This is a genomic window from Ralstonia sp. VS2407 (assembly GCF_052950655.1).
In genome coordinates this window covers 626,604-652,195 of sequence record NZ_JBRFVG010000001.1, presented here as the reverse complement: position 1 = coordinate 652,195, position 25,592 = coordinate 626,604, and the positions used below count along the sequence as shown (strand labels likewise).

At 63.1% G+C, this 25,592-nt stretch carries 22 protein-coding genes and 1 tRNA gene; 8 read left to right on the top strand and 15 right to left on the bottom strand.

The genetic code is table 11. The annotated features are described in order from the left end of the window. Nucleotides 1–8: 8 nt before the first annotated feature. From rpsF to ACU8YE_RS03065, 3 genes are all read right to left on the bottom strand, one after another. Nucleotides 9–377, bottom strand: coding sequence for a 30S ribosomal protein S6 (rpsF, locus tag ACU8YE_RS03075; protein ID WP_027677553.1), 369 nt, complete (start codon nucleotides 375–377; stop codon nucleotides 9–11). 93 nt (nucleotides 378–470) lie between these two features. Beyond that, entirely contained in the window at nucleotides 471–1,463 is a 993-nt protein-coding gene (locus ACU8YE_RS03070; RefSeq protein ID WP_446928061.1) for an asparaginase, read from the bottom strand. 136 nt (nucleotides 1,464–1,599) lie between these two features. Beyond that, entirely contained in the window at nucleotides 1,600–2,376 is a 777-nt protein-coding gene (locus ACU8YE_RS03065; protein ID WP_045204191.1) for a ferredoxin--NADP reductase, read from the bottom strand. Between the two features lie 254 nt (nucleotides 2,377–2,630). Between ACU8YE_RS03065 and lexA the strand changes: the two genes are divergently transcribed. After that, complete coding sequence (lexA, locus tag ACU8YE_RS03060) at nucleotides 2,631–3,281, top strand: transcriptional repressor LexA (protein ID WP_316868855.1); 651 nt, start codon at nucleotides 2,631–2,633, stop codon at nucleotides 3,279–3,281. 119 nt (nucleotides 3,282–3,400) lie between these two features. Continuing rightward, nucleotides 3,401–3,586, top strand: a complete 186-nt coding sequence (locus tag ACU8YE_RS03055; protein WP_232042630.1) for a hypothetical protein — start codon at nucleotides 3,401–3,403, stop codon at nucleotides 3,584–3,586. Between the two features lie 340 nt (nucleotides 3,587–3,926). Here ACU8YE_RS03055 and ACU8YE_RS03050 read toward each other — a convergent pair whose 3' ends face one another. Together ACU8YE_RS03050 and ACU8YE_RS03045 are read right to left on the bottom strand one after the other, a co-directional pair. Beyond that, nucleotides 3,927–4,238: a cupin gene (locus ACU8YE_RS03050; protein WP_232042629.1), complete on the bottom strand. Its 312-nt coding sequence runs from the start codon at nucleotides 4,236–4,238 to the stop codon at nucleotides 3,927–3,929. 15 nt (nucleotides 4,239–4,253) lie between these two features. Then, nucleotides 4,254–5,984, bottom strand: a complete 1,731-nt coding sequence (locus ACU8YE_RS03045) for a dipeptidase (RefSeq protein WP_446928060.1) — start codon at nucleotides 5,982–5,984, stop codon at nucleotides 4,254–4,256. A gap of 132 nt (nucleotides 5,985–6,116) precedes the next feature. On the opposite strand from ACU8YE_RS03045, the gene ACU8YE_RS03040 reads away from it, so the two are divergent. After that, the gene (locus ACU8YE_RS03040) at nucleotides 6,117–6,515 is read left to right on the top strand and encodes a nuclear transport factor 2 family protein (RefSeq protein ID WP_232042627.1); all 399 of its coding nucleotides are present in this window, start codon (nucleotides 6,117–6,119) and stop codon (nucleotides 6,513–6,515) included. Between the two features lie 36 nt (nucleotides 6,516–6,551). Here the strand turns inward: ACU8YE_RS03040 and ACU8YE_RS03035 are convergent. The 3 genes from ACU8YE_RS03035 to ACU8YE_RS03025 all read right to left on the bottom strand — a co-directional run bounded on the left by ACU8YE_RS03035 (nucleotide 6,552) and on the right by ACU8YE_RS03025 (nucleotide 8,904). Beyond that, nucleotides 6,552–6,627, bottom strand: a tRNA-His gene (locus tag ACU8YE_RS03035). 89 nt (nucleotides 6,628–6,716) lie between these two features. Then, entirely contained in the window at nucleotides 6,717–7,751 is a 1,035-nt protein-coding gene (gene dusA, locus ACU8YE_RS03030) for a tRNA dihydrouridine(20/20a) synthase DusA (RefSeq protein ID WP_343619188.1), read from the bottom strand. A 43-nt stretch (nucleotides 7,752–7,794) separates the two neighbouring features. After that, a complete protein-coding gene (locus ACU8YE_RS03025) occupies nucleotides 7,795–8,904 on the bottom strand; it encodes an enoyl-CoA hydratase/isomerase family protein (protein ID WP_232042561.1) in 1,110 nt (369 codons plus the stop codon). Between the two features lie 146 nt (nucleotides 8,905–9,050). On the opposite strand from ACU8YE_RS03025, the gene ACU8YE_RS03020 reads away from it, so the two are divergent. Beyond that, on the top strand, nucleotides 9,051–9,965 hold the full coding sequence (locus ACU8YE_RS03020; RefSeq protein ID WP_446928059.1) for a sterol desaturase family protein: 915 nt from the start codon (nucleotides 9,051–9,053) through the stop codon (nucleotides 9,963–9,965). A 61-nt stretch (nucleotides 9,966–10,026) separates the two neighbouring features. On the opposite strand, the gene typA is transcribed toward ACU8YE_RS03020, so the two are convergent. Beyond that, on the bottom strand, nucleotides 10,027–11,847 hold the full coding sequence (gene typA / locus ACU8YE_RS03015; RefSeq protein WP_004626434.1) for a translational GTPase TypA: 1,821 nt from the start codon (nucleotides 11,845–11,847) through the stop codon (nucleotides 10,027–10,029). Nucleotides 11,848–12,097: 250 nt separating this feature from the next. Between typA and ACU8YE_RS03010 the strand changes: the two genes are divergently transcribed. From ACU8YE_RS03010 to ACU8YE_RS02995, 4 genes are all read left to right on the top strand, one after another. Further along, a complete protein-coding gene (locus ACU8YE_RS03010) occupies nucleotides 12,098–12,616 on the top strand; it encodes a MarR family winged helix-turn-helix transcriptional regulator (RefSeq protein ID WP_446928058.1) in 519 nt (172 codons plus the stop codon). Between the two features lie 74 nt (nucleotides 12,617–12,690). Further along, nucleotides 12,691–14,220 carry an AdeC/AdeK/OprM family multidrug efflux complex outer membrane factor gene (locus tag ACU8YE_RS03005; RefSeq protein ID WP_260802612.1) on the top strand — a complete coding sequence of 510 codons (1,530 nt, stop codon included), beginning with the start codon at nucleotides 12,691–12,693 and terminating at the stop codon, nucleotides 14,218–14,220. 61 nt (nucleotides 14,221–14,281) lie between these two features. Then, the gene (locus tag ACU8YE_RS03000; RefSeq protein WP_232042557.1) at nucleotides 14,282–15,571 is read left to right on the top strand and encodes an HlyD family secretion protein; all 1,290 of its coding nucleotides are present in this window, start codon (nucleotides 14,282–14,284) and stop codon (nucleotides 15,569–15,571) included. Nucleotides 15,572–15,574: 3 nt separating this feature from the next. Continuing rightward, a complete protein-coding gene (locus ACU8YE_RS02995) occupies nucleotides 15,575–17,131 on the top strand; it encodes a DHA2 family efflux MFS transporter permease subunit (RefSeq protein WP_260802614.1) in 1,557 nt (518 codons plus the stop codon). 65 nt (nucleotides 17,132–17,196) lie between these two features. Here the strand turns inward: ACU8YE_RS02995 and truB are convergent, their stop codons facing one another. The 6 genes from truB to ACU8YE_RS02965 all read right to left on the bottom strand — a co-directional run bounded on the left by truB (nucleotide 17,197) and on the right by ACU8YE_RS02965 (nucleotide 25,565). Beyond that, nucleotides 17,197–18,153 (bottom strand): tRNA pseudouridine(55) synthase TruB, encoded by a 957-nt coding sequence (gene truB, locus ACU8YE_RS02990; protein ID WP_446928057.1) that lies wholly within the window; start codon nucleotides 18,151–18,153, stop codon nucleotides 17,197–17,199. Nucleotides 18,154–18,155: 2 nt separating this feature from the next. Beyond that, entirely contained in the window at nucleotides 18,156–18,527 is a 372-nt protein-coding gene (gene rbfA, locus ACU8YE_RS02985) for a 30S ribosome-binding factor RbfA (RefSeq protein ID WP_004626422.1), read from the bottom strand. 127 nt (nucleotides 18,528–18,654) lie between these two features. Then, entirely contained in the window at nucleotides 18,655–21,549 is a 2,895-nt protein-coding gene (infB, locus tag ACU8YE_RS02980; protein ID WP_440076990.1) for a translation initiation factor IF-2, read from the bottom strand. A gap of 62 nt (nucleotides 21,550–21,611) precedes the next feature. Beyond that, nucleotides 21,612–23,087, bottom strand: a complete 1,476-nt coding sequence (gene nusA / locus ACU8YE_RS02975; protein ID WP_027677577.1) for a transcription termination factor NusA — start codon at nucleotides 23,085–23,087, stop codon at nucleotides 21,612–21,614. Continuing rightward, nucleotides 23,084–23,572 (bottom strand): ribosome maturation factor RimP, encoded by a 489-nt coding sequence (gene rimP, locus ACU8YE_RS02970; RefSeq protein WP_232042552.1) that lies wholly within the window; start codon nucleotides 23,570–23,572, stop codon nucleotides 23,084–23,086. The genes nusA and rimP overlap by 4 nt, the downstream gene beginning before the upstream one ends. A gap of 208 nt (nucleotides 23,573–23,780) precedes the next feature. Continuing rightward, the gene (locus ACU8YE_RS02965; RefSeq protein ID WP_446928076.1) at nucleotides 23,781–25,565 is read right to left on the bottom strand and encodes a pseudouridine synthase; all 1,785 of its coding nucleotides are present in this window, start codon (nucleotides 25,563–25,565) and stop codon (nucleotides 23,781–23,783) included. Nucleotides 25,566–25,592: the final 27 nt, after the last annotated feature.

Genomic DNA, 25,592 nt, shown 5'->3' with positions numbered 1-25,592 from the left:
ACGCGGCATCAGGCGGCCTGTTCGGTCTGAGCGGCGGCCTTCTTGGCCTCTTCGCGTGCGACTTCCTTCATCATCGGCGACGGCGCCGTTTCAGCCTTCTTGGTCTGAACGATGAGGTGACGCAGCACGGCGTCGTTGAACTTGAACGCGTGCTCGAGCTCAGCCAGGGTTTCCTTGCCGCACTCGATGTTCAGGCACACGTAGTGAGCCTTCGCGAGCTTCTGGATCATGTAGGCCAGTTGACGACGGCCCCAGTCCTCGACGCGGTGCACTTGGCCGCCTTGCGTGGTGACCGTGCTCTTGTAGCGCTCGATCATCGCGGGCACTTGCTCGCTCTGGTCCGGATGGACGATGAATACGATTTCGTAATGACGCATTGACGCTCCTTGTGGATTAAGCCGCCCGGGCGTCACACTCCGGTGCAGCAAGGTTGGTTAGCCTGCCATTATACGCAGGCCTTGGCGATTTTTTCAATATCGATCAATGACTTGCTGCAGGGAGGCAACTTCTGCCTGGGCGCGGCCCGAGGCCAGAAGCAACGTCAGCAGCACACGCGCCTTATAGGGGTTCAGCGAGCCGCTCGATGCCCAGCGCTCTCCGCCCGGCTGCGCGGGCACCACGCCGGCACCGGTACGCGTGGAACGCAGCACGAAAACGCCCTGCTGACTCGCTCGGTTCAGCGCCGCCTCAAGATTCGCATGGATGGAGCCCGCGCCGGTTGCGGCAACGACCAGCCCCTTCACGCCAGCGGCGACCAGGGCATCAACCAAGCGCGTATCGGGCTGCGCATAGCTCGCCACAACCTCAACCCACGGCCACTGGCCTGCGGGCGGCATCGGCAGCACGTCGGTTGCGGCTACACGCTGCGCTGCACGCTGAAACTGTACTTGCGCGTCGAGCACAAAACCCAGCGGGCCCGTGTCCGGCGAGACAAACGCCTCGACCGCGTAAGTGTGTCCCTTCTGCACATCGCGAGCGGCATGCACACGCTGGTTGAGCGCAACCAGAACGCCGCGCCCGCGCGCCGATGGACTGGCTGCCAGCCGCACCGCATTCAGCAGATTCAACGGCCCATCCGCCGACAGCGACGTCGACGGCCGCATCGCCGCCGTCAGAACAATCGGCGTATCGGTCTGCTGCGTCAGGTGCAGCAGCATCGCGGTTTCTTCCAGCGTGTCGGTGCCGTGCGTGATGACCACGCCGTCCACACGCTCGACGTCGATCCAGTGACGGATCCGCGCCACCAGTTTTTCCCACACGTCGAACGTCAGGTCCTTGCTGTCGATCTGGGCGACCTGCTCGGCGCGCACGTTGGCAAGGCGCTCCAAACCGAGCTTGCTGGCCGCAAGCAGTTGATCGATGGGGACGGCGCCAGCGCGATAGCGTGCGGCGGAGCCAGCGTCGTCAGCAGAGCCGGCGATTGTGCCGCCGGTGGCGAGGATGGCGATGGTAGGCAAGGACATCGTTGCAGACATGCGTTGTGGGCAAGGCGCGCATTGTATCCGCCCGCCCCGCCTTTGCCGACGCGGGATTGCCCTGTGCGCCCAGAAAACAAAACGCCGGCACACAGGCCGGCGTTTGCAGCGGGAGCCGTGTCGATTATTTCTCGACGAAGGCGCGCTCGATCACGTAGTCCCCGGCTTCGCCCATACGCGGCGAAATCTTGAAACCGCGGGCATCAAGCAGCTTGCAGGTGTCTTCCAGCATGGCCGGGCTGCCGCAAATCATCGCCCGGTCGACAGCCGGGTCCATCGGGGGCAGGCCGATGTCGGCAGAAAGCTTGCCGTTATCGACGAGGTCGGTCAGGCGGCCCATGTTGCGGAACGGCTCGCGCGTGACGGTCGGGTAGTAGATCAGCTTCTCGCGCACCTGATCGCCGAAGAACTCGTTATTCGGCAATTCGCGGGTGATGAAGTCGGCATAGGCCAGCTCGCTCACTTGGCGCACGCCGTGCAGCAGCACGACCTTCTCGAAGCGCTCGTAAGTGTCCGGGTCTTGGATGATGCTCATGAAGGGCGCGAGGCCGGTGCCAGTGCCGAACAGATACAGGTTCTTGCCGGGCAGCAGATCATCCAGCACGAGCGTGCCGACCGGCTTCTTGCTCACCAGCAGCTTGTCGCCCACCTTCAGATGCTGCAGGCGCGACGTCAGCGGGCCGTTCTGCACCTTGATGCTGAAGAACTCGAGGTGCTCTTCATAGTTCGGGCTGGCGATGCTGTAGGCGCGCATCAGCGGCTTGCCCTCGACCTCCAGCCCAATCATGACGAAGTGGCCGTTATGGAAGCGCAGCGCCTGATCGCGCGTGGTCTTGAAGCTGAACAGCGAGTCGTTCCAGTGATGGACGCTCAGAACGGTCTCTTGATTGAAGGCGGACATGGTGACGTTCGGGCCAGCCCAACGAGGCTCAATCGGGCTATGTGGCGATGCAAAAAATCGGTCAAGACCTTGATTTTATGCGATTCGCCGCGGCCGCGCCTGCATGGATTGCGCATAAGCTTCTAACCAGTCGCATAGGTTTTGACGCCGGTCATAAGGGCCGGGTGCTCACGCAACACATCACAACAAAATCACTTGCGCTTCCCGCGTCACTGTATAAAATCACAGCACCTGTTCAAATATACAGTACGCCAATGGCCGCCCTCACCCCTCGCCAACAGCAGATTTACGACTTGATCCGTCAGACGATCCAGCGCACGGGCTTCCCGCCCACACGCGCCGAGATTGCCGCAGAGTTCGGTTTTTCATCGCCCAATGCGGCCGAGGAACACCTGCGCGCGCTGGCACGCAAGGGCGTGATCGAACTGACGCCTGGCGCCTCGCGCGGCATTCGGCTGCGGGCGGCCGGCGACACGGCGCAGCATCAGTTCTCGCTGCCGTCGATGGGGTTGATGCAATTGACGCTGCCGTTGGTGGGCCGTGTGGCTGCCGGCAGTCCGATCCTGGCTGCAGAGCACATTGATCGCCAGTATCAGGTCGATCCGTCGCTGTTTTCTGCGCAGCCCGATTTTCTGCTGAAGGTGCGTGGCATGAGCATGCGCGACGCCGGCATTCTGGACGGTGATCTGCTGGCCGTGCAGCGCGCTGCCGAAGCCACCAACGGCAAGATCGTTGTTGCTCGATTGGGCGACGACGTCACGGTCAAGCGCTTCCAGCGCAAAGGCCGCCATGTCGAACTGATTGCCGAGAATCCGGATTTCGAACCGATCCACGTTGATCTGGATCGTGATGAGTTTCACCTGGAGGGCTTGGCCGTCGGTCTGATCCGGCCCGCTGCTCCGTAAGTCTCCGGCGCATCCCAGCGCCAAACCTTGGCCGTTTGATCCAACCTGGAGGTGAGCCATCGGCCCGCCAGGGCGGAGTCTTGCCACTCGCTTTTCCACCCGAACTCACGAGGTCTGCCATGCGACTCGGATCGATGTCTTCCCGCCGCCGTCCGGTACAGCCGGTGCCCTTCCGCCAAACCCAGGGCGTGCGCATTTATCAGGGGGAGCAGCGCCGTACGATGGTCGGCAGCATGGCCGCCATCTGCCGCATGCTGGATGCGATTCCGGCGGGTTCACGTGCTGCTGGCGCCGAAAGCTGCTAAGGGAAGACGACGATGAAGGGCTTTGCATGGCGCTACCGCAGCCGATCAGGGCATACCCCAATGCTGCCGCCGCAACTGATTTCATACACTTGCCCTGCCCTGAGGACAGGGCTTTCTTCAACTGATTTTCGGCCCGCCGCTTGAGCGGGCTGTTTTTTTGTTCGCAAGTTGCTGCAGCAGCACATTCAACGATGTTCCCTCAGCAAAACGGACGTTTACCCCGATGTTGTTTGGCGTACGTGACAGTAGTATTGCCAATGCCCTCAGGGGCAATGAGATCGCTGAATTCGAAGCCCGCACATTGCGGGCTTTTTTTTCGCCGCAACCGGCTGGCGATCCGCTACACGCTCCCCGCTTTCTCGACAACGAGAATTCTTGCCTCGCCGCGCGGGTGCGCCACGTGCTCGCAGCCGACACCGGCGAAGAAGATGTCACCGGGCTCCAGCACCGCGACCTTCTCTTCGCCGGCTTCGCGGTAATGCATGTCGACCGTGCCGTCGAGCACCACGAACACCTCCTCGCCATCGTTCACATGCCAGCGATAAGGCTGGTCGGTCCAATGCAAGCGCGTGGTAATGCCGCTCATGTTGGCAATGTCGAGCGCGCCCCAGGCATGCTCAGCAGTAAACGACTTGGCGCGGATGATGTTCATGGCGGTTCCCGGCGGTTACTGCATGTAAGGCAGATTGCCAATGCGCACCAGCATCTCGGTGAACATCTGCATATCGAGGTCCAGGTCCGGCACTTCCTTGTACTCGTTGGCGTTGTGCGCGGTGTACTTCTTGCCGGGCATCGCCGGGCCGAAGTTGATGGCATTCGGCATCAGCTTGGCGGTCGTGCTGCCGGCCGTCGGGACGGGCTTGGCGTCGAGGCCAGTCGTGTCGCCGTAGATGTTGAGCAGCGTCGACAACCACGCGCCCTTCGGATCGCGCGCCATCCAGTTGCCCTGGTCATGATTGATCTCCAGGGCGACATGGTTGGCGGTGGCCCATGCGTTGATCTTGCCGGCGATCTCGCCACGCAGCGCATCGGGCGTTTTGCCGCGCGGCATGCGCACGTTGGCGGTCACCTCCACGCGGCCGTTCTTGTCGCCGATCACCGTAGGCGAGATGGTGAGCGGGCCCATGAAGTCATCCTTGTAGGCCACGCCCATGGTGTTGCCGAGGTAATCGGTGCCGTAAACTTCGGCCAGATACCGCACGGCGTGGACGTAGGCGTTGTCTGCCAGGCCAAGATCAGCTGCACGCAGGAAGAGCGCCAAGCGCGGCAGCGGGTTCACGCCCTCTTCCGGGCGCGAACCGTGTGCGGAGGTGCCGGTCACCTTCACGACGATGCTGTCCGCGGTGTGCGTGATGTCAATTGCAAACTTGCCCTGTGCGGCCAAGCTACTCACAAACGCATCGCGTTTGGCTTCGAGCGCGGCGGCCGCCACGCCCAGATCCCCGCCCTTGAGGGTAGCCGTGGCCGTTTGTGGGATGGAGCTGGCCGACGCCGCGCCCGTCATCGAAACGATGGCCGTGTGCGTCGCATCACCGGCCTGCGCAGGGAAAAACACCTTCAATGCGCCGGTGCCTTTCTCCGCAACGACGGCCGGGTACTTGCTGTCGAGCACGATGTTGTACGCCGGCAATTGCGTGTGTTCACGGTAGTACTTCATGCCATCGCCACCGGTTTCTTCGGTGGTTTCGATCATCAGGCGGATCGTGCGCGCGAGCGGCACGCCGCTGTCCTTGACCGTTTTCATGGCGTACATCGCGGCAGCAATGGACCCCTTGTCGTCAATCGTGCCGCGGCCGTACAGCAGATTGCCGACGCGCGTGACCTTGAACGGATCGAGCTTGGTGCCGTCGCCGAGCACCCATTCTTCCGCCTTGGCGGGCACAACGTCGGCGTGGGTCAGGATGCCGAATTCGTCAGAGCCTGTGCCCGGCAGCGTGACTTCGAAGACGCGGTTGTCGACGTTGCGGTATTTCAGGCCGAAGTCGCGCGCCATGCCCTCGACCAGCTTGCCGAACGCCACGATGGCGGGGTTCTCGTATTGCGGAATTTTGTCGTCACGCACCGTCGGCAGCGCGACCATCCTCTCGATCGAGGCGATCACGGCCTGCTGATTGTGCAGGCGGTTGTACAGACCCAGCAGACGCCCAATGTTGACGAGGTCGTCGCCAGTGAGCACGGCCTTCTTCTGGTATGCGGCGACACTGCGTGCAACTTGCGGATCTGCCTTGGCGACTGCCGCGAGAAAGCTGTTCAGGTCAGCCGACGCCGAGGATTGTTCAGCGGCGAGCAACGCATCGAGCTGGGGTTTCTGAAGCGTGGCGGCAAAGGCGCCGGTGCCGCAAGCCAGCGACAGTGCGATCGTCAGCGAAGACAGGCCAATACGGGCAGTGCGTTGCATCGAAGTGGTTTCCGGAAAAGGCGAAGGCGCCATCATAGGGGCGAAGCGCAAGCCCCGCATTGTGCGGCGCGAAAAACGCTAAGCTACGCACGCTGAGCAGTATGCTTGGAGTTTTCCAAGGAGGCTTGCCGCATGGAACCGTCTCTGGATACCGCCCCAGCTCTGCTGAGCGTGCTGGAAGAACTGCGCCGGCGCGAACCCATCTTCCATCGCCCCGAATTGGGCACGCGCCGCGAAGACTTCGAGCGCATGACCACGGAAGATTTCTGGGAAACCGGTGCGTCAGGTCAACGCTATAGCCGCAGCTATGTGCTCGGCGTTCTCGATGCCCGGCATGGCCATATCGGCGAGGATTTCTGGCAAACGCGCGATTTCCGCTGCCAGGAGATCGCGCCCGACAACTACTTGCTGACGTACACCTTGGTGCAATCGAACCGGACGACGCGCCGGGCGACGTTATGGCGGCGGACGGCCGATGGCTGGAAGGTGGTGTATCACCAGGGTACGGTGGTAGCCGACGCGCAGACGTAAAAAAGCCCGCAGAAGCGGGCTTTTTTATTGAAACCTTGGGGTGACTGATGGGATTCGAACCCACGACAACCAGAATCACAATCTGGGACTCTACCAACTGAGCTACAGCCACCATCGTGCGAACAGCAAAACTGACAACTGCTCGGCGAAAAACGAAATTATACAAACATTCTTTCAGCGTGCCTAGGGGGGTCGCGCAATTTATACGGCGACCGCCTCCTCGCCTGATTCTTCGCCGCGCCGCAGGTACGCCCGCGCCTCGTCGAAGAGCGCGTGGGCGTCGGCCAGCGTCTTGACGCGACCCAGCGCCTTGGAATCCGACAGCACGCGCCGCCAGCCGCGGGCACCCGCCACACCGCGATACAGTCCGAGCATGTGCCGCACCGCCGCCCCCGCGTAGCCTCCGCGCTCCACCCAGCGGCCGACGTAGCCGATCATCGCCTCTTCCACCGCGGCGCGCGTGGGGGCCTCCGTAGCTGCGCAGTAGTACCGCGCATCGAACGCAGCCATCAGGTGCGGATGGTGATACGCCTCGCGGCCGATCATGACGCCATCCACATGCGCGAGATGCGAGTCGACCTGCTCCAGCGTCTGCACCCCGCCGTTAAGGAGGATTTCCAGATGCGGAAAATCGCGCTTGAGCTGGTAGACGACTTCGTACCGTAGCGGCGGAATCTCGCGGTTTTCCTTGGGGCTCAGGCCTTTCAGGATGGCGTTGCGCGCGTGGACGATGAAGGTCTCGCAACCCGCCTCGGCGATGGTGCCGACGAAATCCCGCACGAAATCGTAGGTCTCGATGGCGTCGATGCCGATGCGGTGCTTGACCGTGACCGGAATCGACACCGCATCGCGCATCGCCTTGACGCCCTGCGCCACCAGCTTGGGCTCGGCCATGAGACATGCGCCGAATGCTCCACGTTGCACGCGCTCAGACGGGCAGCCGCAGTTGAGGTTGATCTCTTTGTAGCCCCATTGCTGGCCGAGGCGCGCGGCCTGTGCCAGATCATCAGGTTCGCTGCCCCCCAGCTGGAGCGCCACCGGATGCTCGACCTCGTCGAAATCGAGGTGGCGCGGGACGTCGCCGTGGAGCAGCGCGCCGGTGGTCACCATTTCCGTGTAGAGCCACGTGTGGCGCGAGATCTGGCGATGGAAGAACCGGCAATGGCGGTCCGTCCAATCCATCATGGGCGCGACCGACAAGCGGCGGGGGTTCGGCGTGGGGCGTTCAGCGGTCACAGCAAGTCAACGATTCAAAATCCAGGCGCGCAGTTTACCGGTTCTAGTCCGACAGCCCCAGCAGCGGATGCTGCTCATGGCGCCACGGCGAGACAAAGAACGCAGTCACTTCATCGTCACGCACGGCGTCGATGCTGGTGTGCTTCCACTTGGGCGCATGGTCCTTGTCGACCGCGAGCGCGCGAATGCCTTCGATACCGTCGCCTTCGGCAAACACGTGCGTCATCATGTCGAGTTCGCGGCGCAGCTCGTCGGCCAAGGTGGTATGGCGGCCACGGCGGATCAGCTCCAGTGTCACCGCCATCATCAACGGCGAGCGCTTGGCCATGTGCGCGGCGGTCTGTGCTGCCCATTCGGCGTCCGTGCTGCCGGCCAGATCGGCGAAGATGCCTTGCACGCTCCCCTGGCTGAAGCAGTCATCGATGGCCTCGCGGTGCGGTGCGATGATGGCCTTGGCATCATCGGGCGCCGAAGCGGCTTCGGTAAAACACGCGGCGATCTGCTCGGCGCTGCTCCAGTTGCCGTCGTGCAGGCGCTGGACGATGGCCGACAGCGCCTCGGTGGTGACGTGGCAATCGGCAAGGCCCACCGACAACGCGTCCGCCGCTGCGATCATCTGCCCCGTCACGCCCAGATATTCGCCCACATGGCCGGGCACGCGCGCCAGGAACCAGCCACCGCCCACGTCTGGGAACAAGCCGATATTGGTTTCGGGCATGGCCATCTTGGTGCGCTCGGTCACCACGCGCAGCGATGCGCCTTGCGAGATGCCCATGCCACCGCCCATGACCACACCGTCCATCACCGCGATGTAGGGCTTGGCATAGCTGAAAATCAGGTGATTGAGGCGGTATTCCTCGGTGAAAAAGGTGATGAGTTGCGGGTCGTTGGCCGTGGCGGCGCGGTGGAAGAAGCGGATGTCGCCGCCTGCGCACAGGGCCTTGCCGCCTTCGCCGCGCAGGATGACGGCGTGGACTTCCGGATCGTGCTGCCAGGCCAACAGCGCATGCGACATCGCGCGGATCATCTCCAGCGACAGCGCGTTGAGCGCCTGCGGCCGGTTCAGCGTCAGCCAACCGATGCCGCCGCGTACTTCGGCGATCACGTTGGGTTGAACTTCAGCCTGCGGCGCGATGGAAACGGTGGATTGCATGTCTCGGATGTTGTTGTGGGAATAACGGCACGCACTGTACACGACAGCGTATTGAAGCGAGGAATGGCTCTAGCCTGCCCCCTTTCGCGGCGCGGGTGTTGGGCGTATACCTGGCGGTTGGAGACGACACACATCACAACAATTCAATGACCCCTGCCAACGCCACCCCGGGCGCGTCGAGTTTCGACCCAGGCCTGATTCTGCTGGCCTTTGCGCCGGTCTTCCTGCTGACCATCGGCGCGGAGGCGTGGTACTGGCGCAAGCGCGATCCGTCCGTCTACAGCCTCAAGGACACCGTTTCAAACGCGTGCCTCGCGCTCATGCACCAGGCGTCGGACGCGTTCTTCCTGTGGCTGATGATCAAGACGGTGTACGCATGGACGTACAGCCACGGCCTGCGCGCCGTGCCTGAAACGTGGTGGTCATTCGTGCTGCTCCTGCTGTTGCAGGATTTTCTGTACTACTTCTTCCACCGCGCCAGCCATCGCGTGCGCTGGATGTGGGCCTCGCATGTGACGCACCACTCGTCGGAAGGCATGAATTTTTCGACGGCATTCCGCCAGAGCCTGACCTATCCGATTTCTGGCATGTGGCTGTTCTGGATTCCGCTTGCGTGGATCGGCTTTACGCCGGACTGGGTGATCCTGGCTGTGGGTCTGAACCTGGCGTTCCAGTTCTTCGTGCATACGCGGCTGGGTGCACTAGATTCGCGCTACGCCGGCTTCTGGCGGTGGCTCGGGCAATACGTGAATACGCCGTCGGTGCATCGCGTGCACCATGCCAAGAACCCCCAGTACATTGACCGAAACTACGCCGGCGTGCTGACCATCTGGGATCGCATGTTCGGCAGCTTCGTGCCCGAGAAAGACGCGCCCGTCTTTGGCATCACGCGGCAGGTCCACACGCACAACCCGATCACCCTCACCTTCCACGAATGGCGCGACATGTGGGCAGACGCGTTCCGCGATCGGGATATTCGCTACCTGTGGAAGCCACCCGAGTGGCGCAGCCCGCGCTCCACCTTGACGGCTGAGCCCGACCATATCGGCTATCCGTCCTGAGCGCTAAGCAAAAAAAACGCCCCGACATCTCGGGGCTTTTTTCTGGCAGATCGACTGGCGATCAGACCGCTTCTTCACGCGAGGCGCGCTTGCGCTCATGTTCCTTCAGGTGACGCTTGCGCAAGCGAATGCTCTTCGGCGTGACTTCCACCAGCTCGTCGTCGGCGATGAACTCGACCGCGTATTCGAGCGACATCTGGATCGGCGGCACCAGGCGAACGGCTTCATCGGTGCCCGACGCACGCACGTTGGTCAGCTGCTTGCCCTTGATCGGGTTGACGACCAAGTCGTTGTCGCGGCTGTGGATGCCGATGATCATGCCTTCGTACAGCGCATCGCCAGGCGACACGAACATGCGGCCGCGATCCTGCAGTTTCCACAGCGCGTAGGCCACGGCGGCGCCGTCGTCCTGCGAGATCAGCACGCCGTTGTGGCGCTCGCCCAGGTCGCCTTCCTTGACCGGCGAGTAGTCGTCGAAGATGTGGCTGATCAGGCCAGTGCCGCGCGTCAGCGTCAGGAATTCACCTTGGAAGCCGATCAGGCCACGGGCCGGAATGCGGTATTCCAGACGCGTACGGCCCTTGCCGTCCGACGCCATGTCGAGCAGTTCGCCCTTACGGCGGCCCAGCTCTTCCATCACGCCGCCCTGGTGGCCGTCTTCCACGTCCACGGTCAGGCGCTCGAACGGCTCGCACTTCACGCCGTCGATTTCCTTGAACACCACGCGCGGGCGCGACACGGCCAGCTCGTAGCCTTCACGGCGCATGTTTTCCACCAGAATCGTCAGATGCAATTCGCCACGGCCCGACACTTCGAAGATCGTGTCGTCGCCGGTGTCCTTCACGCGCAGGGCCACGTTGGACTTCAGCTCGCGGTCCAGACGATCGCGCAGTTGGCGACTCGTCACGAACTTGCCTTCGCGGCCAGCCAGGGGCGAGGTGTTGACGCAGAAGTTCATCGTCAGCGTCGGCTCGTCCACCTTCAGCATCGGCAGCGCTTCCTGAGCGTCCGGGGCGCACACGGTGCAGCCGATGCCCAGTTCTTCAATACCGTTGATCAGCACGATGTCGCCGGCTTCGGCTTCCTGCACCAGCTCGCGCTCCAGGCCGCGGAACTTCAGCACCTGGTTGATACGGCCCTTGATCGGGTTGCCTTCCGGGCCGAACTTGACCACCACGTCCTGCAGCGGACGCACGCGGCCACGCGTGATGCGGCCCACACCGATCTTGCCGACGTAGCTGGAGTAGTCCAGCGAGATGATCTGCAGCTGGAACGGGCCGTTCGGGTCGTCGTTACGCTGCGGCACCTTGTCGAGAATGGTCTCGAACAGCGGCTTCATGTCGCCTTCGCGCACGTCGTCAGTCAGGCCGGCGTAACCGTTCAGGCCCGAGGCGTACACGACCGGGAAGTCGAGCTGGTCGTCGTTGGCGCCCAGCTTGTCGAACAAATCGAAGGTCTGGTTGATCACCCACTCCGGACGCGCGCCCGGACGGTCCACCTTGTTGATCACGACGATCGGCTTCAGACCCAGGGCCAGCGCCTTGCGCGTCACAAAACGCGTTTGCGGCATCGGGCCTTCCACGGCATCGACCAGCAGCAGCACGCCATCGACCATCGACAGCACACGCTCCACTTCACCGCCGAAGTCGGCGTGCCCCGGCGTGTCGACGATGTTGATGTGCGTGCCGTTGTATTCGACCGCGCAGTTCTTGGCCAGGATCGTGATGCCGCGTTCTTTTTCGATGTCGTTCGAATCCATCACGCGCTCGGCGATCTGCTCGTTCTCGCGGAACGTGCCGGCTTGGCGAAGGAGCTGGTCGACCAGCGTGGTTTTGCCGTGGTCAACGTGGGCAATGATGGCGATGTTGCGAAGCGCGCGCATGGGATGTGAACTCGAAAAGACGTGACACGAGCCCGGGACAGTACCCAAATTCAGCTCGCGGAATAACCTGACATTCTAGCATGCTGCGATGCGCAAGACATGACACTCCTTGACGTATCGATGAAGGAGCACAGATTGCGTGCGCACTAGATCACCAATTATTTCTAAAAGTGGAATCGCGCATTCAGTACCTTGCTGTTTGCTGCGCGGATTCGTATATTTGTCCGGACAATGATTGTGCATACATAAGATGTCCGAACAAACAAGACCCGCCACCGAAGTTGCCGCCGGAACCCTCTTCCGGGTGGAGGACTACCGCATGTGCGAAAGCGTGGGCTACCTCGTGGGGCGCGCCAAGACGGCGCTGTCCATGGCCATCGAGCAGGAGGTTGCCGCGATGGATGTGACGCACTCGCAGGCCAGCTGCCTGGTGCTGCTAGCCAACGGCCGATGTCAAACCGCTACCGATCTCGGCCGCGAGCTGAATACCGACATCGGCTCACTCACGCGCATGCTCAGCCGCATGGAAAAGCGTGGCCTGATCGAGCGCGTGCGCAGCGAGTCCGACCGCCGTGTCGTGCATCTGGAGGTGACCCGGGCCGGCCGCGACTTGGCCGACCGCATGCCGGCCATCTATACGCACGTGCTGAACCGTTTCTTTGCTGGCTTCACGCCGGGCGACGTCGATACGCTGCGCGGACTTCTCAAGCGCATTCTCGACAACGGCGCCGCAACGGAGGCGCATCGCGTGCGCCCCGCCGGTCACTGACGCCGCTTTGCCCGAATTGCACCCGCAGCACCGGACGCTTCCCGCCCCCTTGATCGCTTGACCCATCAAACAACATGAACGCCTTGAACTCCGCCCCTCAGGCACTTTCGCCCCTAAGCCGCGCCGGCAGTACGCGCGCGCAATGGCCGGCACGCCTGGGTGTGGCGCTTTCCGCCGTGACGCTGGCCGTGCTGGCCGGTTGCGCGAACCTCGGCAATTCGCACAGCACACAGACTCTGACCACGCCGAGCCAGTTGGCGAGCACGCAATCGTTGCCCTCGCAAGGCGGCCAGTGGCCGTCGCAGAACTGGGTCGATCAGTTCAACGATCCGCAACTGCGCGCACTGGTAGATGAAGCCATCAAGGACAACCCGAACCTGCAAGTCGCCTTTGCCCGCGTGCGCGCGTCGCGTGCGATGGCCGATGTGGTGCGCGGCAACCTGTATCCGAGCGTCGGGCTCGATGCCGACATGACGCGCCAGCGCCTGTCGGAATACGACATGTTTGAAGGCACGCCGCTGGCTGGCCGGTGGTTCACGGAATCGAAGATCCAGCTGGGCGTGAGTTACGACCTGGATTTCTGGGGCAAGAATCGCTCCGCGCTGGAAGCTGCGCTGTCCGATGACAAATCGATGGAAGCGGAAAGCCAGGCTTCGCGTCTGATGCTGTCGACCACGGTGGCACGCACCTACGCCAAGCTCGCGGCGCTCTACGCGCAGCGCGACGTGGCCGAACGTGCGATCGTGCAGCGCAAGGATCTGACCAACCTTGCAGGCCAACGCGTGCGTGCGGGTCTTGATACGCAAGTTGAAACCACGCAGGCCCGCGCCAATGTGGCCGCTGCACAAACGGAACTTGAACAAGTCGACGAGCAGATCGCGCTGGCACGCAACCAGTTGGCCGCGCTGCTGGGCAAGGGCCCCGACCGCGGACTCGCAATCACACGCCCGACGCTGCTCGCGCAAACCACGCCCAAGCTGCCGAACAACCTGACCATCGACCTGATCGGCCGTCGCCCGGATCTCGTGGCTGCGCGCTGGCGCGTAGAAGCCGCGTCGAAGGATATCGACGTCGCCAAGGCGCAGTTCCTGCCGGATATCAGCCTGACTGCATTCCTGGGGCTGGCCTCGATTGCGCCGGAAAACCTGCTGCTCGGCGCCTCGCGCCAGCTCGGTATTGGGCCGGCGCTCAAGCTGCCGATCTTCCAGGGCGGCAAGCTGCGCGCCAACCTGCGCGGCAAGTACGCCAACTATGACGCCGCTGTCGCGAGCTACAACCAGACGCTCACCGAAGCCCTGCACGACACCGCTGACCAGATCACCACGCTCCACAGCATTGACTCGCAGATCGCCATCCAGCGCACCGCCTTGAGCGAAGCTGAGCGCGCCTACAGCCTCGCCCGCACCCGCTACAGCGCCGGCCTTGGCACGCAACTGGTTGTGCTGAACGCCGAGACGACCGTGCTGCAGCAACGCAAGCTCGCGACCGATCTGCAGGCACGCCGGCTCGACGCGCAGATGGCCCTCATCAAGGCCCTCGGCGGTGGCTATACAACAGAAGACCTGCCGGGCGCCAAGCCCGAGGCCACCGCCTCGCATGGCTGAGCTGTACTGAATTGAACTGAACTGAACCGACCGTTCCACCGCATTCTTTCGAGCCAACATCATGAGTGACAACAAGCCCCAAGCCGCACCGTCCGCTGCCCCCGCACCCTCAGCCCCCGCGGCAACGCCCGCCGGCAACGGCAATGCCAACGGAAAGCGCAAGCGCATGCTGACCACGCTGGCCGCCGCACTGGTGGTTGCCGGCGTCGGCTACGGCCTCTACTGGGGCCTGTACGGCCGCTGGTTCGAGTCGACCGACGATGCATACGTGCAAGGCAACGTGGTCCAGGTGACGCCGCAGGTGGCGGGCACTGTGGTCGCCATTCGCGCCGATGACACGCAGCTCGTCACCTCAGGCCAGCCTCTGATCGAACTGGACCGTGCCGATGCACGCGTCGCTCTGGAGCAGGCCGAAGCGGCGCTCGCGCAGACGGTGCGCCAAGTGCGCACGCTGTATTCGAACACCAGCGCGTTCACCGCCACGTTGGCCATGCGCGAAAGCGATCTCGCCAAAGCGAAGGACGACCTGGCACGGCGCAAGCAGATCGCCGGCACGGGTGCCGTGTCGCAAGAAGAAATCTCGCACGCACAAACCGCTGTTCAGGCTGCGCAATCCGCACTGGAAGCCGCCAAGGAACAGTTGCAAGGCAACCGTGTGCTGACCGAGCAGACCACGCTGGAGCGTCACCCGAACGTATTGCAGGCTGCTGCCAAGGTGCGTGAGGCTTACCTGGCCTATGCGCGTACCAGCCTGCCGGCATCGGTGACGGGCTATGTGGCCAAGCGTTCGGTGCAGGTCGGCCAGCGCGTCGCCCCGGGCACGCCCCTGATGGCCATCGTGCCGCTGGACCAGCTCTGGGTGGACGCCAACTTCAAGGAAGTCCAGGTGCGCCATATGCGCGTGGGCCAGCCGGTTGAACTGGTGGCCGACGTATATGGCAGCAGCGTGACGTATCACGGCAAGGTGGTCGGTTTCTCGGCGGGCACGGGCTCGGCGTTCTCGCTGCTGCCGGCACAGAACGCCACGGGCAACTGGATCAAGGTGGTGCAACGCCTGCCGGTACGCGTGTCGCTCGACCCGAAGGACCTGAAGGACCACCCGCTGCGCGTGGGCCTGTCGATGGAAGCCAAGGTCGACATCCACGATGAAGGCGGCCAGAGTCTGGCCACCGCCCCGACAGCCTCGCCGCTGCAAACGACGGTGTACGACCAGGCCGGAAAAGACGCCGATCAGGTCATTGCCAGCATCATCACGGCCAACGCCGGCCGCGGCGGCGCTACGGCACCGGCCGCCACCAACGTGCCGGCTGCAACGGCTCCGCGCACTTCGCAACCCGCACCCAAGGTCTGACGCATGGCAACCGCCGCGCCCAAGCCGCTACAGCCACTGACCGGCGCCAAACTGGCGATCGGCACAGTCGCGCTGTCGCTGGCCACCTTCATGAACGTGCTGGATTCGTCCATCGCCAACGTGTCGATCCCGGCAATTTCGGGCGACCTGGGCGTGGCCCCAAACCAGGGCACGTGGGTCATCACCTCGTTTGCGGTAGCCAACGCCATCTCGGTGCCGCTCACGGGGTGGCTGACGCAGCGTTTCGGGCAGGTGCGCCTGTTCGTCACGTCCATTCTGCTGTTCGTGCTGTCGTCGTGGGCGTGCGGGCTGGCGCCCAATATGGGCATGCTGATCGCGGCCCGGATCATCCAGGGCGCTGTCGCAGGTCCGATGATTCCGCTGTCGCAATCGCTGCTGCTGTCGACATATCCGCCCGCCAAAAGCTCAATGGCGTTGGCCCTATGGGGCATGACAACGCTGGTCGCGCCAATCATGGGGCCGATCTTCGGCGGCTGGATCTCTGACAACATGAGCTGGCCGTGGATTTTCTACATCAATATCCCGGTGGGCGTCCTCGCAGCGTACGCGACATGGGTCATCTACAAGGATCGTGAATCGCCGACACGCGCGCTCCCGATCGACAAGATCGGCCTGGCGCTATTGATCCTGTGGGTGGGCTCGCTTCAGCTGATGCTCGATCGCGGCAAGGAACTCGACTGGTTCAACTCGACCGAGGTCGTGGTGCTGACGGTCGTTGCAATCGTGGGCTTCGCGTTCTTCCTGGTGTGGGAGCTGACCGAAGATCACCCCGTCGTGGACCTGACGCTGTTCAAGGGCCGCAACTTCAGCGCCGGGGTCGTGGCCATCTCGGTGGCATACGGGTTGTTCTTCGGCAACCTAGTGATCCTGCCGCTGTGGCTGCAGACCATCGTCGGCTACACCGCCACGGATGCGGGCCTGATCATGGCGCCAGTGGGCATCTTCGCCATCATCCTCTCGCCCGTCATCGGCAAGAACCTGCCCAAGATGGACGCACGCTGGGTCGCGACCACGGCGTTCATGACTTTCGCACTTGTGTTCTGGATGCGCTCGCACTTTACCGTGCAGGTGGATACGTGGACGCTGATGATTCCGACGCTGATCCAGGGCGCCGCCATGGCAATGTTCTTCATCCCGCTCACGTCGATCATCCTGTCGGGCCTGTCGCCCGAGCGGATTCCGGCAGCATCGGGTTTATCGAACTTCGTGCGGATCATGTTCGGTGGCATCGGAGCATCGATCTCGACTACGGTGTGGGACAACCGCTCTGCCCTGCACCACGCGCAACTGGTTGAACACGTGAATCCGTACAACCCGGCCTATGCGTCGTCGATCAACCAGTACACGCAGCTTGGCATGCCCAACCTGCAGGCCAATGGCGTGATCGAACGCGTGATCTCGCAGCAAGCCGCAATGTTGGGCGCCAACGATATCTTCTGGATTTCGGCGGTGCTGTTTATCGTACTGATCGTCTTCATCTGGCTGACCAAGCCGGCGAAGTCGGCGGCGGGTGCAGAAGCGGCAGCCGGCGCGCACTGATCCAAGATCGCGCAAACAAAAAAGCCACGCGTAGCAGCGTGGCTTTTTTGTTGCCGTCGGACGGCTTAGAGATGCACGAGCCGCTCGGGCCGCAGCACACCGCCTTGCCAAGCCGCCACACCGAGCAGCGACGCCGTGGCATCCGCTGCAATCGCGTCACGCACGCCGTACACACGCACCTGATCTGCATTCGGTAACGCCAATCGCAACGGCAAGCGCTGACCATGCAGGAAGCGGCGGCTCTCGTCCGCATCCAACTCCACACGCGGCAGCGTCTGCAACAGCGCGTCGACTGGTGCCAGCAATGCGGCGCGCGCATCGTCAGGGGCTGCGTCCAGCGATTCGAGCGTCACGGCGCCGTTCAGTGTCAGATTGCCGACCTGCGTGCGACGCAGCGCAACCAGATGCCCGCCGCAGCCCAGCGCCTCGCCAATGTCTTCACCCAACGTGCGGATGTACGTTCCCTTGCTGCATGACACGCGCAACGTGATCGTCGGCGTTGCCGACTCCAGATCCGTCGCCAGCACATCGATCGCGTGGATCGTTACTCGACGTGCAGCACGTTCCACGGTCTGACCCGCGCGCGCGTACTCGTACAACGGCTTGCCGTCCTTCTTCAGCGCAGAGTGCATCGGCGGCACCTGGTCGATCTCGCCGACAAAGCGCGCGATGGCTACGTGCAGTTGCTCCAGCGTGACCGATACCGGACGCTCGCTCAGCACCTCGCCTTCCGCATCTGCGGTACTCGTCTTGATGCCAAGCCGCACGACGGTCTCATACGTCTTATCCGCATCGAGCAAATCCTGTGAAAACTTGGTCGCCTCGCCAAAACACAGGGGTAGCAAGCCGGTAGCCAGCGGATCGAGCGTGCCGGTATGCCCCGCCTTCTTAGCCCACAGCAGGCGCTTGGCGCGGATCAGCGCATCGTTGCTCGACCAGCCGATCGGCTTGTCCAGCAGCAGCACTCCGTGCACATCGCGGCGCGGCGGCTTCTGCGGCCTGGGCGCATGTTGCTCAGCCATCTTCAGTCGTCTTTGGCGCGCGTGGCGTTGGCCTCATCGATCAATCGCGACATCTCGATACCACGCTCGACCGAACCGTCGAAGTGGAAATGCAGTGTCGGCACCGTGTGGATGTGCAGGCGCTTGAACAATAGCGAATGCAGGTAGCCGGCTTTCTCGTTCAGGATGGCGCCGGCGACTTCCGGCTCGGCGCCCAGCACCGTGAAGTAGATCTTGGCGTGCGCGTAGTCAGGCGTGAGCGTCACGGATTGCAGCGTCACCAGGCCCATCGCCGGGTTCTTGATTTCGCGCTGGATCAATTCGGCCAGATCACGCTGGATCTGATCGGCGATGCGCACGTTGCGGCCAGCGGCCGATCCCGATTTCTTCGGCATAGTGTGTTCCTCACATGGGCGCCGCCGGCACGCGCCAGCCCGGCCCAAAAGACAAAACGGTGGCGCGGGACGCGCCCGGGCCACCGTCGCAAAGTCGAGCCGGACACCGCTGCGTCCGGCCAACGTATTACAGCGTACGCGCCACCTCGGTGATCTCGTAGACCTCGAGTTGATCGCCCTCCTGAACGTCGTTGAAGTTCTTGATCGACAGGCCGCATTCGAAGCCTTGCTTCACTTCCTTCACATCGTCCTTGAAGCGCTTGAGCGAATCGAGTTCGCCCGAGAAGATGACCACGTTCGCACGCAGCACCCGCACCAGCGAATTGCGCTTGACGAAGCCGTCCAGCACCATACAGCCGGCCACGGCACCCACCTTCGGTACGTGGAAGACCTGGCGCACCTCGACAAGGCCCGTCGTCTCTTCGCGCTTTTCCGGCGACAGCATGCCCGACATCGCCGCCTTCACCTCATCCACAGCGTCATAGATGATGTTGTAGTAGCGGATGTCGATGCCGTGGTTCTCCGCCAGCTTTCGCGCACCGGCATCGGCCCGCGTGTTGAAGCCGATGATGACGGCCTTCGACGCGGTTGCCAGGTTGACGTCCGACTCAGTGATGCCGCCCACAGCAGCGTGCACGATCTGCACACGCACTTCGCCGGTCGACAGCTTCTTGAGCGAATGCACCAGCGCTTCCTGCGAGCCCTGAACGTCTGCCTTGATGATCAGCGGCAGCGACTTCACGTCGCCTTCGCTCATCTGCTCCAGCATGTTCTCCAGCTTGGCAGCCTGTTGGCGCGCCAGCTTCACGTCGCGGAACTTGCCTTGGCGGAACAGCGCGATTTCGCGCGCCTTGCGCTCGTCCGGCAGTACCAGCACTTCTTCACCGGCGCCCGGCACTTCCGACAGACCCTGAATTTCCACCGGGATCGACGGACCAGCCTCCTTGGCCGACTTGCCGTTTTCGTCCAGCATGGCGCGCACGCGGCCATAGGCCGTGCCTGCGAGCACCACGTCGCCGCGCTTGAGCGTACCGCTCTGCACGAGCACCGTAGCGATCGGGCCCTTGCCCTTGTCCAACTGCGCTTCCACCACCAGACCCTTGGCCGGCGCATTGACCGGCGCCTTCAGTTCCAGCACTTCAGCCTGCAGCAGCACGTTTTCCAGCAGGCTGTCGATACCTTCGCCAGTCTTGGCGGATACCGGCACGAATGGCACATCGCCGCCGTACTCTTCCGGAATCACGCTCTCAGCCACCAGCTCCTGCTTGACCCGGTCGGGGTTGGCTTCGGGCTTGTCGACCTTGGTGATCGCCACCACGATGGGCACCTCGGCCGCCTTCGCGTGGGCGATGGCTTCCTTCGTCTGCGGCATGACGCCGTCGTCGGCAGCCACGACCAGAATCACGATGTCGGTTGCCTTGGCACCACGTGCACGCATGGCCGTGAAGGCCTCGTGACCCGGGGTGTCGAGGAAGGTGATGACGCCGCGATCGGTTTCAACGTGATACGCACCGATGTGCTGCGTGATGCCGCCGGCTTCGCCTGCCGCAACCTTGGCACGACGAATGTAGTCCAGCAGCGAGGTCTTGCCGTGGTCGACGTGACCCATGACGGTCACGACAGGCGGACGGGTTTCGGCCTCGGCGTTTGTCGGCTCTTCCACGCCGCCAATCAGCAGCGCTTCCGGATCGTCCAGCTTGGCTGCGACCGCCTGGTGACCCATCTCTTCGACCACGATCATCGCGGTCTCCTGGTCCAGCACCTGGTTGATCGTCACCATCTGGCCGAGCTTCATCATCTGCTTGATGACTTCAGCAGCCTTGACCGACATCTTGTGCGCCAGATCGGCCACAGAGATGGTTTCCGGCACGTGCACTTCACGTACGACCGGCTCGGTCGGTGCCTGGAAGGCATTGCGGTTGTCGTCGCCATGGCGGTTGCGGCCACCCTTGGAGCCCGAGCGCCAGCCGTCGGCACCGCCACCGGTGTCGCCGCGTGTCTTCAAGCCGCCGCGCTTCCCACCACGGTTGTCGTCTTGCCAACCCGCCTTGCCACGACCGCCCTTCTTGTCACCCGTAGGCGAGCCCGGTGCAGCAGCGGCAGGTGCGGGGGCAGCCGGCTTCTTGGCAGCCGCAGCCGGGCGTGCTTCGCCAGCCGGCTTGACCGGCTTGTGCAGCGTGCCCGATTGCTCGGCCTTCTTGACCTCTTCAGCCTTACGCTCAGCGGGCGTCTTCAGCACGCGAGCCGGAGCGCTCATCATCTCGCGGATGGCTCGGGCTTCGGCTTCAGCAGCTTCGCGACGCTTGCGAGCGGCATCTTCCTCGGCCTTGATCTTGTCGGCAGCAACGCGCGCTTCGTCAGCAGCCTTCTGGGCCGCTTCGCGCTCGGTTGCCAGACGTGCGGCGTCTTCCTCGGCCTTGCGGCGCGGGGCTTCGTCCGAGGCTTCAGCGGCAGCGCGGGCAGCCACGGCTTCCTCTTCCGCCTTCTTGGCAGCGAGTTCAGCCTGACGCTTCTGCTCGGCTTCGGCGGCTTCCTGACGGGCGCGACGCTCAGCCTCCTCGCGCTCCATCGCTTCCTGGCGTGCCTTCAGCTCGGCTTCCTGGCGAGCCAGCAATTCGGCCTGGCGGCGCTGTTCTTCCTCGCGACGCGCGACTTCCTCGGCATCGACCACCGGTGCGGCCTCTACAGCCTCCGATTCGGCCTGTGCCGCGTTCGGCTCATCACGCTTGACCAGCACGCGCTTCTTCTTGACTTCCACTTGCACGGTACGCGTCTTGCCGGTGGCATCCGCCTGGCGGATTTCGCTGGTTTCGCGTTTGGTGATCGTGATCTTCTTGCGCGCGCCATCCTCGGCGCTGCCGTGTGCTCGCTTGAGATAGTCGAGCAGACGGGTCTTGTCCGATTCGGTGATGACGTCTTCCGGCGTCGCCTTTTGCACGCCCGCGGCCTGCAATTGTTCCAGCAGCGCAGATGCGCTACGGTTCAATTCGCCAGCGAGTTGGGCAACTGTTGTGCTTGCCATTCAAACCCTTTCGATGCTTGGTTTCAGTGAGGATTGCGATAAACGATCAACGCTTATGCGACTCACGAAAACCAGTGTTCACGCGCCTTCATGATCAGCGCCTTGGCTTGTTCTTCGTCGACGCCGGTCATCTCGACCAATTCGTCCACGGCCAGCTCGGCCAAGTCGTCACGCGTCTGGATGTTCCCCTCGGCCAGCTTGCCGATCAGCTCCGGGGTCAGCCCCTCGAGGTCGCGCAGGTCTTGCGACACCTTCTCGACCTTTTCTTCCTTCGCCAACTCCATCGTCAGCAACACGTCGCGAGCGCGGTTGCGCAGCTCGTTGACGGTGTCTTCGTCGAACGCTTCGATTTCCAGCATTTCCTGCAGCGGCACGTAGGCCACTTCCTCGAGCGAGCTGAAGCCCTCTTCGATCAGGATGTCGGCAACCTCTTCGTCCACGTCCAGCTTCGCCATGAACAACTGGCGAACGACGGAGCTTTCTTCTGCCTGCTTTTGCGCAGACTCTGCCGGCGTCATGATGTTGATCTGCCAGCCGGTCAATTCCGACGCCAAGCGAACGTTCTGGCCGCTACGGCCGATGGCCACGGCGAGGTTTTCCTCGTCGACCACCACGTCCATGCTGTGCTTTTCCTCGTCCACGACGATGGACTGCACTTGCGCCGGCGCCAGCGCACCAATCACAAACTGCGCCGGGTCTTCCGACCACAGCACGATGTCCACGGCCTCGCCGCCAACTTCGTTACGCACAGCCGTCACACGGGTGCCGCGCACGCCGACGCAGGTGCCAATCGGATCGATACGCTTGTCGTGTGCAACAACCGCGATTTTCGCACGCACGCCAGGATCGCGCGCGGCTGCCTTGATCTCCAGCAGGCCCTGTTCCATTTCCGGCACTTCGTTTTCGAAGAGCTTGATCAGGAACTCAGGGCAAGTGCGCGAAAGCTCGATCTGCGGGCCGCGTGCGGTGCGGTCGACATTCAGGATGTACGCCCGGACACGGTCGCCCGTACGCAGATTTTCCTTCGGGATCATCTGGTCGCGGGCCAGCAGCGCCTCGACGCGACCGGTTTCAACGATCAGGCCCTTCTTGTCGGCACGCTTGATCGTACCGGTCATGACCTTCTCGCCACGATCCAGATAATCATTCAGGATCTGCTCGCGCTCGGCATCGCGGATGCGCTGCAGGATCACCTGCTTTGCAGCCTGCGCGCCAATGCGACCGAACTCGACCGACTCGATCTGCTCTTCCACGAAGTCGTCTACATCGAGGTCAGGATTCTGCTCCTTGGCTTCGAACAGCAGGATCTGCTTGTCCGGTTCCTGCAGGCCTGCATCGTCGGGAACGACGAGCCAGCGACGGAAGGTTTCGTGTTCGCCCGACTCACGGTCGATCGCCACGCGCACATCCACGTCTTCTTCAAAGCGCTTCTTGGTCGCGGAAGCCAATGCGGCCTCCAGCGCCCCGAACACCACATCCTTGTCGACGTTTTTTTCGCGCGCAAGCGCATCGACGAGCAACAGAACTTCGCGGCTCATTGCTTGTTCCCTTTGTTTCGATTTCCTTTGAAGTCCAGCACGGGCACCAGCCGGGCGCGGTCGAGTTCCGACAGCGTAAATTCCAGCAGCGCGGGGCCTTCCTTGCCCTCAAACTCAAGGCCGATTCTTTCTTGGCCTGGTTCGCCCGTCGGGGCCTGAATGATTCCCGTGAAATTCTTTTGCCCGCCAACCGGCAAGCGCAGCGTCACCTTGGCCTCAAGGCCGGCGAAGCGCGTGAAGTCGGCCAGCGTGCGCAGCGGGCGATCCAGCCCCGGCGACGACACTTCCAGCCGTTCATAGTTGACGTTTTCAACTTCGAACACGCGCGTGAGCTGATGGCTCACTTTTTCGCAATCTTCAATGACGATGCCGTTCTCTGCCTGATCGATATACACGCGCAGCAGCCCGGCGGGCGCGCGCTCCACTTCCACCAGCTCGTAACCCATGGCGGTGAGGGTTTTCTCAATCAGATCAGTCAGATGCACGTTTTTCCTGAAGAATTTCCCGGTATGGCCAACCTGCGGAAGCAAAAAAAAATGGGCGCAACGCCCATATCATTCGCCCATCTTCTACAGGATGACTTTTGATTAGACTCACATTGTAATACGCTTCCAGGCAAAACGCAAAAATTGCCCCGAAGCCGCCACAAAAGTGGGCGTTGCGACGGCTGCCGCACACAACGCCCCCAATTTTTTAGCGCTTACCGCCGCGTTTTCCACCACCGCGCGGCGCCTTGTTGCCGTTAGGCATGCCGCCGCCGCTCTTTCCAGGGCGCTTGCCGCCGGGCGAACGATTCCCATCACGCACCCCACCGCCACCGGCCGCACCGCCGCGGCCATTCGTGCGCTCGCCCATGCGGGTGCGCGCTGTCAGCGTGGTCGGACCGCCCACATTGATGTAGCCCATGGACGTTTGCATCGGATCGGGCTGACGCAGGTTGGACGGACGGCGCTGCGCGGGCTGCGCGCGATTACCGTTCTCAACACCCATGCCGCGCGACTGGAAGTTTGCTTCACCGGCAAAGCCAGACGACATCGGCCCCATCAGCACCGGCGCAGGCCCACGGCGACGATTGCCCTGGCGGTCTTGCCCACCGCCAGAACTGGCCGTCGGCACCTTCATGCCCAGCGTGCCCATCAGCGTACGCACATCCTCGGCCGACACTTCCTGCCAGCGCCCGCGCTTGAGGCCACGCGGGAGGACGAAGCTGCCATAGCGCGTACGGATCAGGCGCGACACGGTCAGGTTGACCGCTTCGAACATGCGCCGGACTTCGCGGTTCCGGCCTTCGGTCAGAGCGACGTGATACCAGTGGTTGACACCTTCGCCGCCGCCATCGACGCAGCGCAGGAAGTTGGCTTCGCCGTCCTGGAGCGGGATGCCGTGCAACAGCTTTTGGCGATCGGTCTCAGCCAGCTCTCCAAGCGTACGCACCGCATATTCACGCTCAACGCCATAGCGCGGGTGCATGAACCGGTTGGCGATGTCACCGGAGGTCGTGAAGATCAGCAGGCCTTCGGTGTTGAAGTCAAGGCGACCGACAGCGACCCACTTGCCGGTCTTCATGCGCGGCAATGCATCGAACACGGTCGGACGACCTTCCGGATCGGACTGGCTGACAATTTCACCGGCCGGCTTGTGATACAGGAGCACGCGCGGCGGCTTGTTGGGAAGCTTGCGCTGGATCAGCTTGCCATTCACGCGCACCTGGTCGGTGGCGAGAATGCGTTGGCCGATATGAGCCGGCAGGCCATTCACAGAAACGCGACCCTGCAGGATCAGGTCTTCCATGTCGCGGCGCGAGCCAAGTCCGGCATCAGCCAGGATCTTGTGCAGCTTGGGCGCGTCATCGTCGGATGTCAGTTCGCGCGTCTTGGGAGACTGCGAGGCGCCGCCGGCGTCAACCTCCGAGTCGTACGCGCCTGAAATCACGTATTGGAAGACGTCTTCGGAGCCCTTGCCACCCTTCAGCCCCTTGCCCCCGCGATTCTGGGTCGGGCCGCCGGCTTTGCCTTGCGGTTTGCCGTTGCGGCTCTGCTGCTTGCCACGACCGCCGGCATTCTTGCCCCCTGCGCCTTCCGTACGCTCGCTGCGCTCGGCGCGCTCCGCCGGCTGGCCTTCGCCTTGACGGCGACGGTTCTTGCCAAAACGGCCGCGCGGACCACGTCGCTCGCCCTGGCTGTCTGCTGGCGCCTGTTCGGCCGATGCAGCACTTTCTGCGGCAACGACCGTCGGCTCAGCCGCCGCCTCTTTCGGCTTCCGCACCCGTGGCGCGCGGCTCTTGCGCGGCTGAGCAGGCTGGCCAGCGTCCGCGCCACCCGCCTCAGCGGCTTCACCCTCAGGGCGGCCGTCCTGCTGCTGGCGGCGCGAAGCCACGAGGTTGCGCAAGCCGCGGCGCAGTCCCTTGCGACGAGGCGCGGCCTCAGTCCCATCACCGCCGTCTTGTCGCGGCGGCTGAGCGTCGGCGTCGGCCGGCATACGTGTATCCATGGAATCTGGCTGGGT

Coding starts and splice junctions, on each gene's coding strand:
- rpsF (WP_027677553.1), bottom strand. CDS start 377: ATGCGTCATTACGAAATCGTATTCATCGTCCATCCGGACCAGAGCGAG.
- ACU8YE_RS03070 (WP_446928061.1), bottom strand. CDS start 1,463: ATGTCCTTGCCTACCATCGCCATCCTCGCCACCGGCGGCACAATCGCC.
- ACU8YE_RS03065 (WP_045204191.1), bottom strand. CDS start 2,376: ATGTCCGCCTTCAATCAAGAGACCGTTCTGAGCGTCCATCACTGGAAC.
- lexA (WP_316868855.1), top strand. CDS start 2,631: ATGGCCGCCCTCACCCCTCGCCAACAGCAGATTTACGACTTGATCCGT.
- ACU8YE_RS03055 (WP_232042630.1), top strand. CDS start 3,401: ATGCGACTCGGATCGATGTCTTCCCGCCGCCGTCCGGTACAGCCGGTG.
- ACU8YE_RS03050 (WP_232042629.1), bottom strand. CDS start 4,238: ATGAACATCATCCGCGCCAAGTCGTTTACTGCTGAGCATGCCTGGGGC.
- ACU8YE_RS03045 (WP_446928060.1), bottom strand. CDS start 5,984: ATGCAACGCACTGCCCGTATTGGCCTGTCTTCGCTGACGATCGCACTG.
- ACU8YE_RS03040 (WP_232042627.1), top strand. CDS start 6,117: ATGGAACCGTCTCTGGATACCGCCCCAGCTCTGCTGAGCGTGCTGGAA.
- ACU8YE_RS03025 (WP_232042561.1), bottom strand. CDS start 8,904: ATGCAATCCACCGTTTCCATCGCGCCGCAGGCTGAAGTTCAACCCAAC.
- ACU8YE_RS03020 (WP_446928059.1), top strand. CDS start 9,051: ATGACCCCTGCCAACGCCACCCCGGGCGCGTCGAGTTTCGACCCAGGC.
- typA (WP_004626434.1), bottom strand. CDS start 11,847: ATGCGCGCGCTTCGCAACATCGCCATCATTGCCCACGTTGACCACGGC.
- ACU8YE_RS03010 (WP_446928058.1), top strand. CDS start 12,098: ATGTCCGAACAAACAAGACCCGCCACCGAAGTTGCCGCCGGAACCCTC.
- ACU8YE_RS03005 (WP_260802612.1), top strand. CDS start 12,691: ATGAACGCCTTGAACTCCGCCCCTCAGGCACTTTCGCCCCTAAGCCGC.
- ACU8YE_RS03000 (WP_232042557.1), top strand. CDS start 14,282: ATGAGTGACAACAAGCCCCAAGCCGCACCGTCCGCTGCCCCCGCACCC.
- ACU8YE_RS02995 (WP_260802614.1), top strand. CDS start 15,575: ATGGCAACCGCCGCGCCCAAGCCGCTACAGCCACTGACCGGCGCCAAA.
- truB (WP_446928057.1), bottom strand. CDS start 18,153: ATGGCTGAGCAACATGCGCCCAGGCCGCAGAAGCCGCCGCGCCGCGAT.
- rbfA (WP_004626422.1), bottom strand. CDS start 18,527: ATGCCGAAGAAATCGGGATCGGCCGCTGGCCGCAACGTGCGCATCGCC.
- infB (WP_440076990.1), bottom strand. CDS start 21,549: ATGGCAAGCACAACAGTTGCCCAACTCGCTGGCGAATTGAACCGTAGC.
- nusA (WP_027677577.1), bottom strand. CDS start 23,087: ATGAGCCGCGAAGTTCTGTTGCTCGTCGATGCGCTTGCGCGCGAAAAA.
- ACU8YE_RS02965 (WP_446928076.1), bottom strand. CDS start 25,565: ATGCCGGCCGACGCCGACGCTCAGCCGCCGCGACAAGACGGCGGTGAT.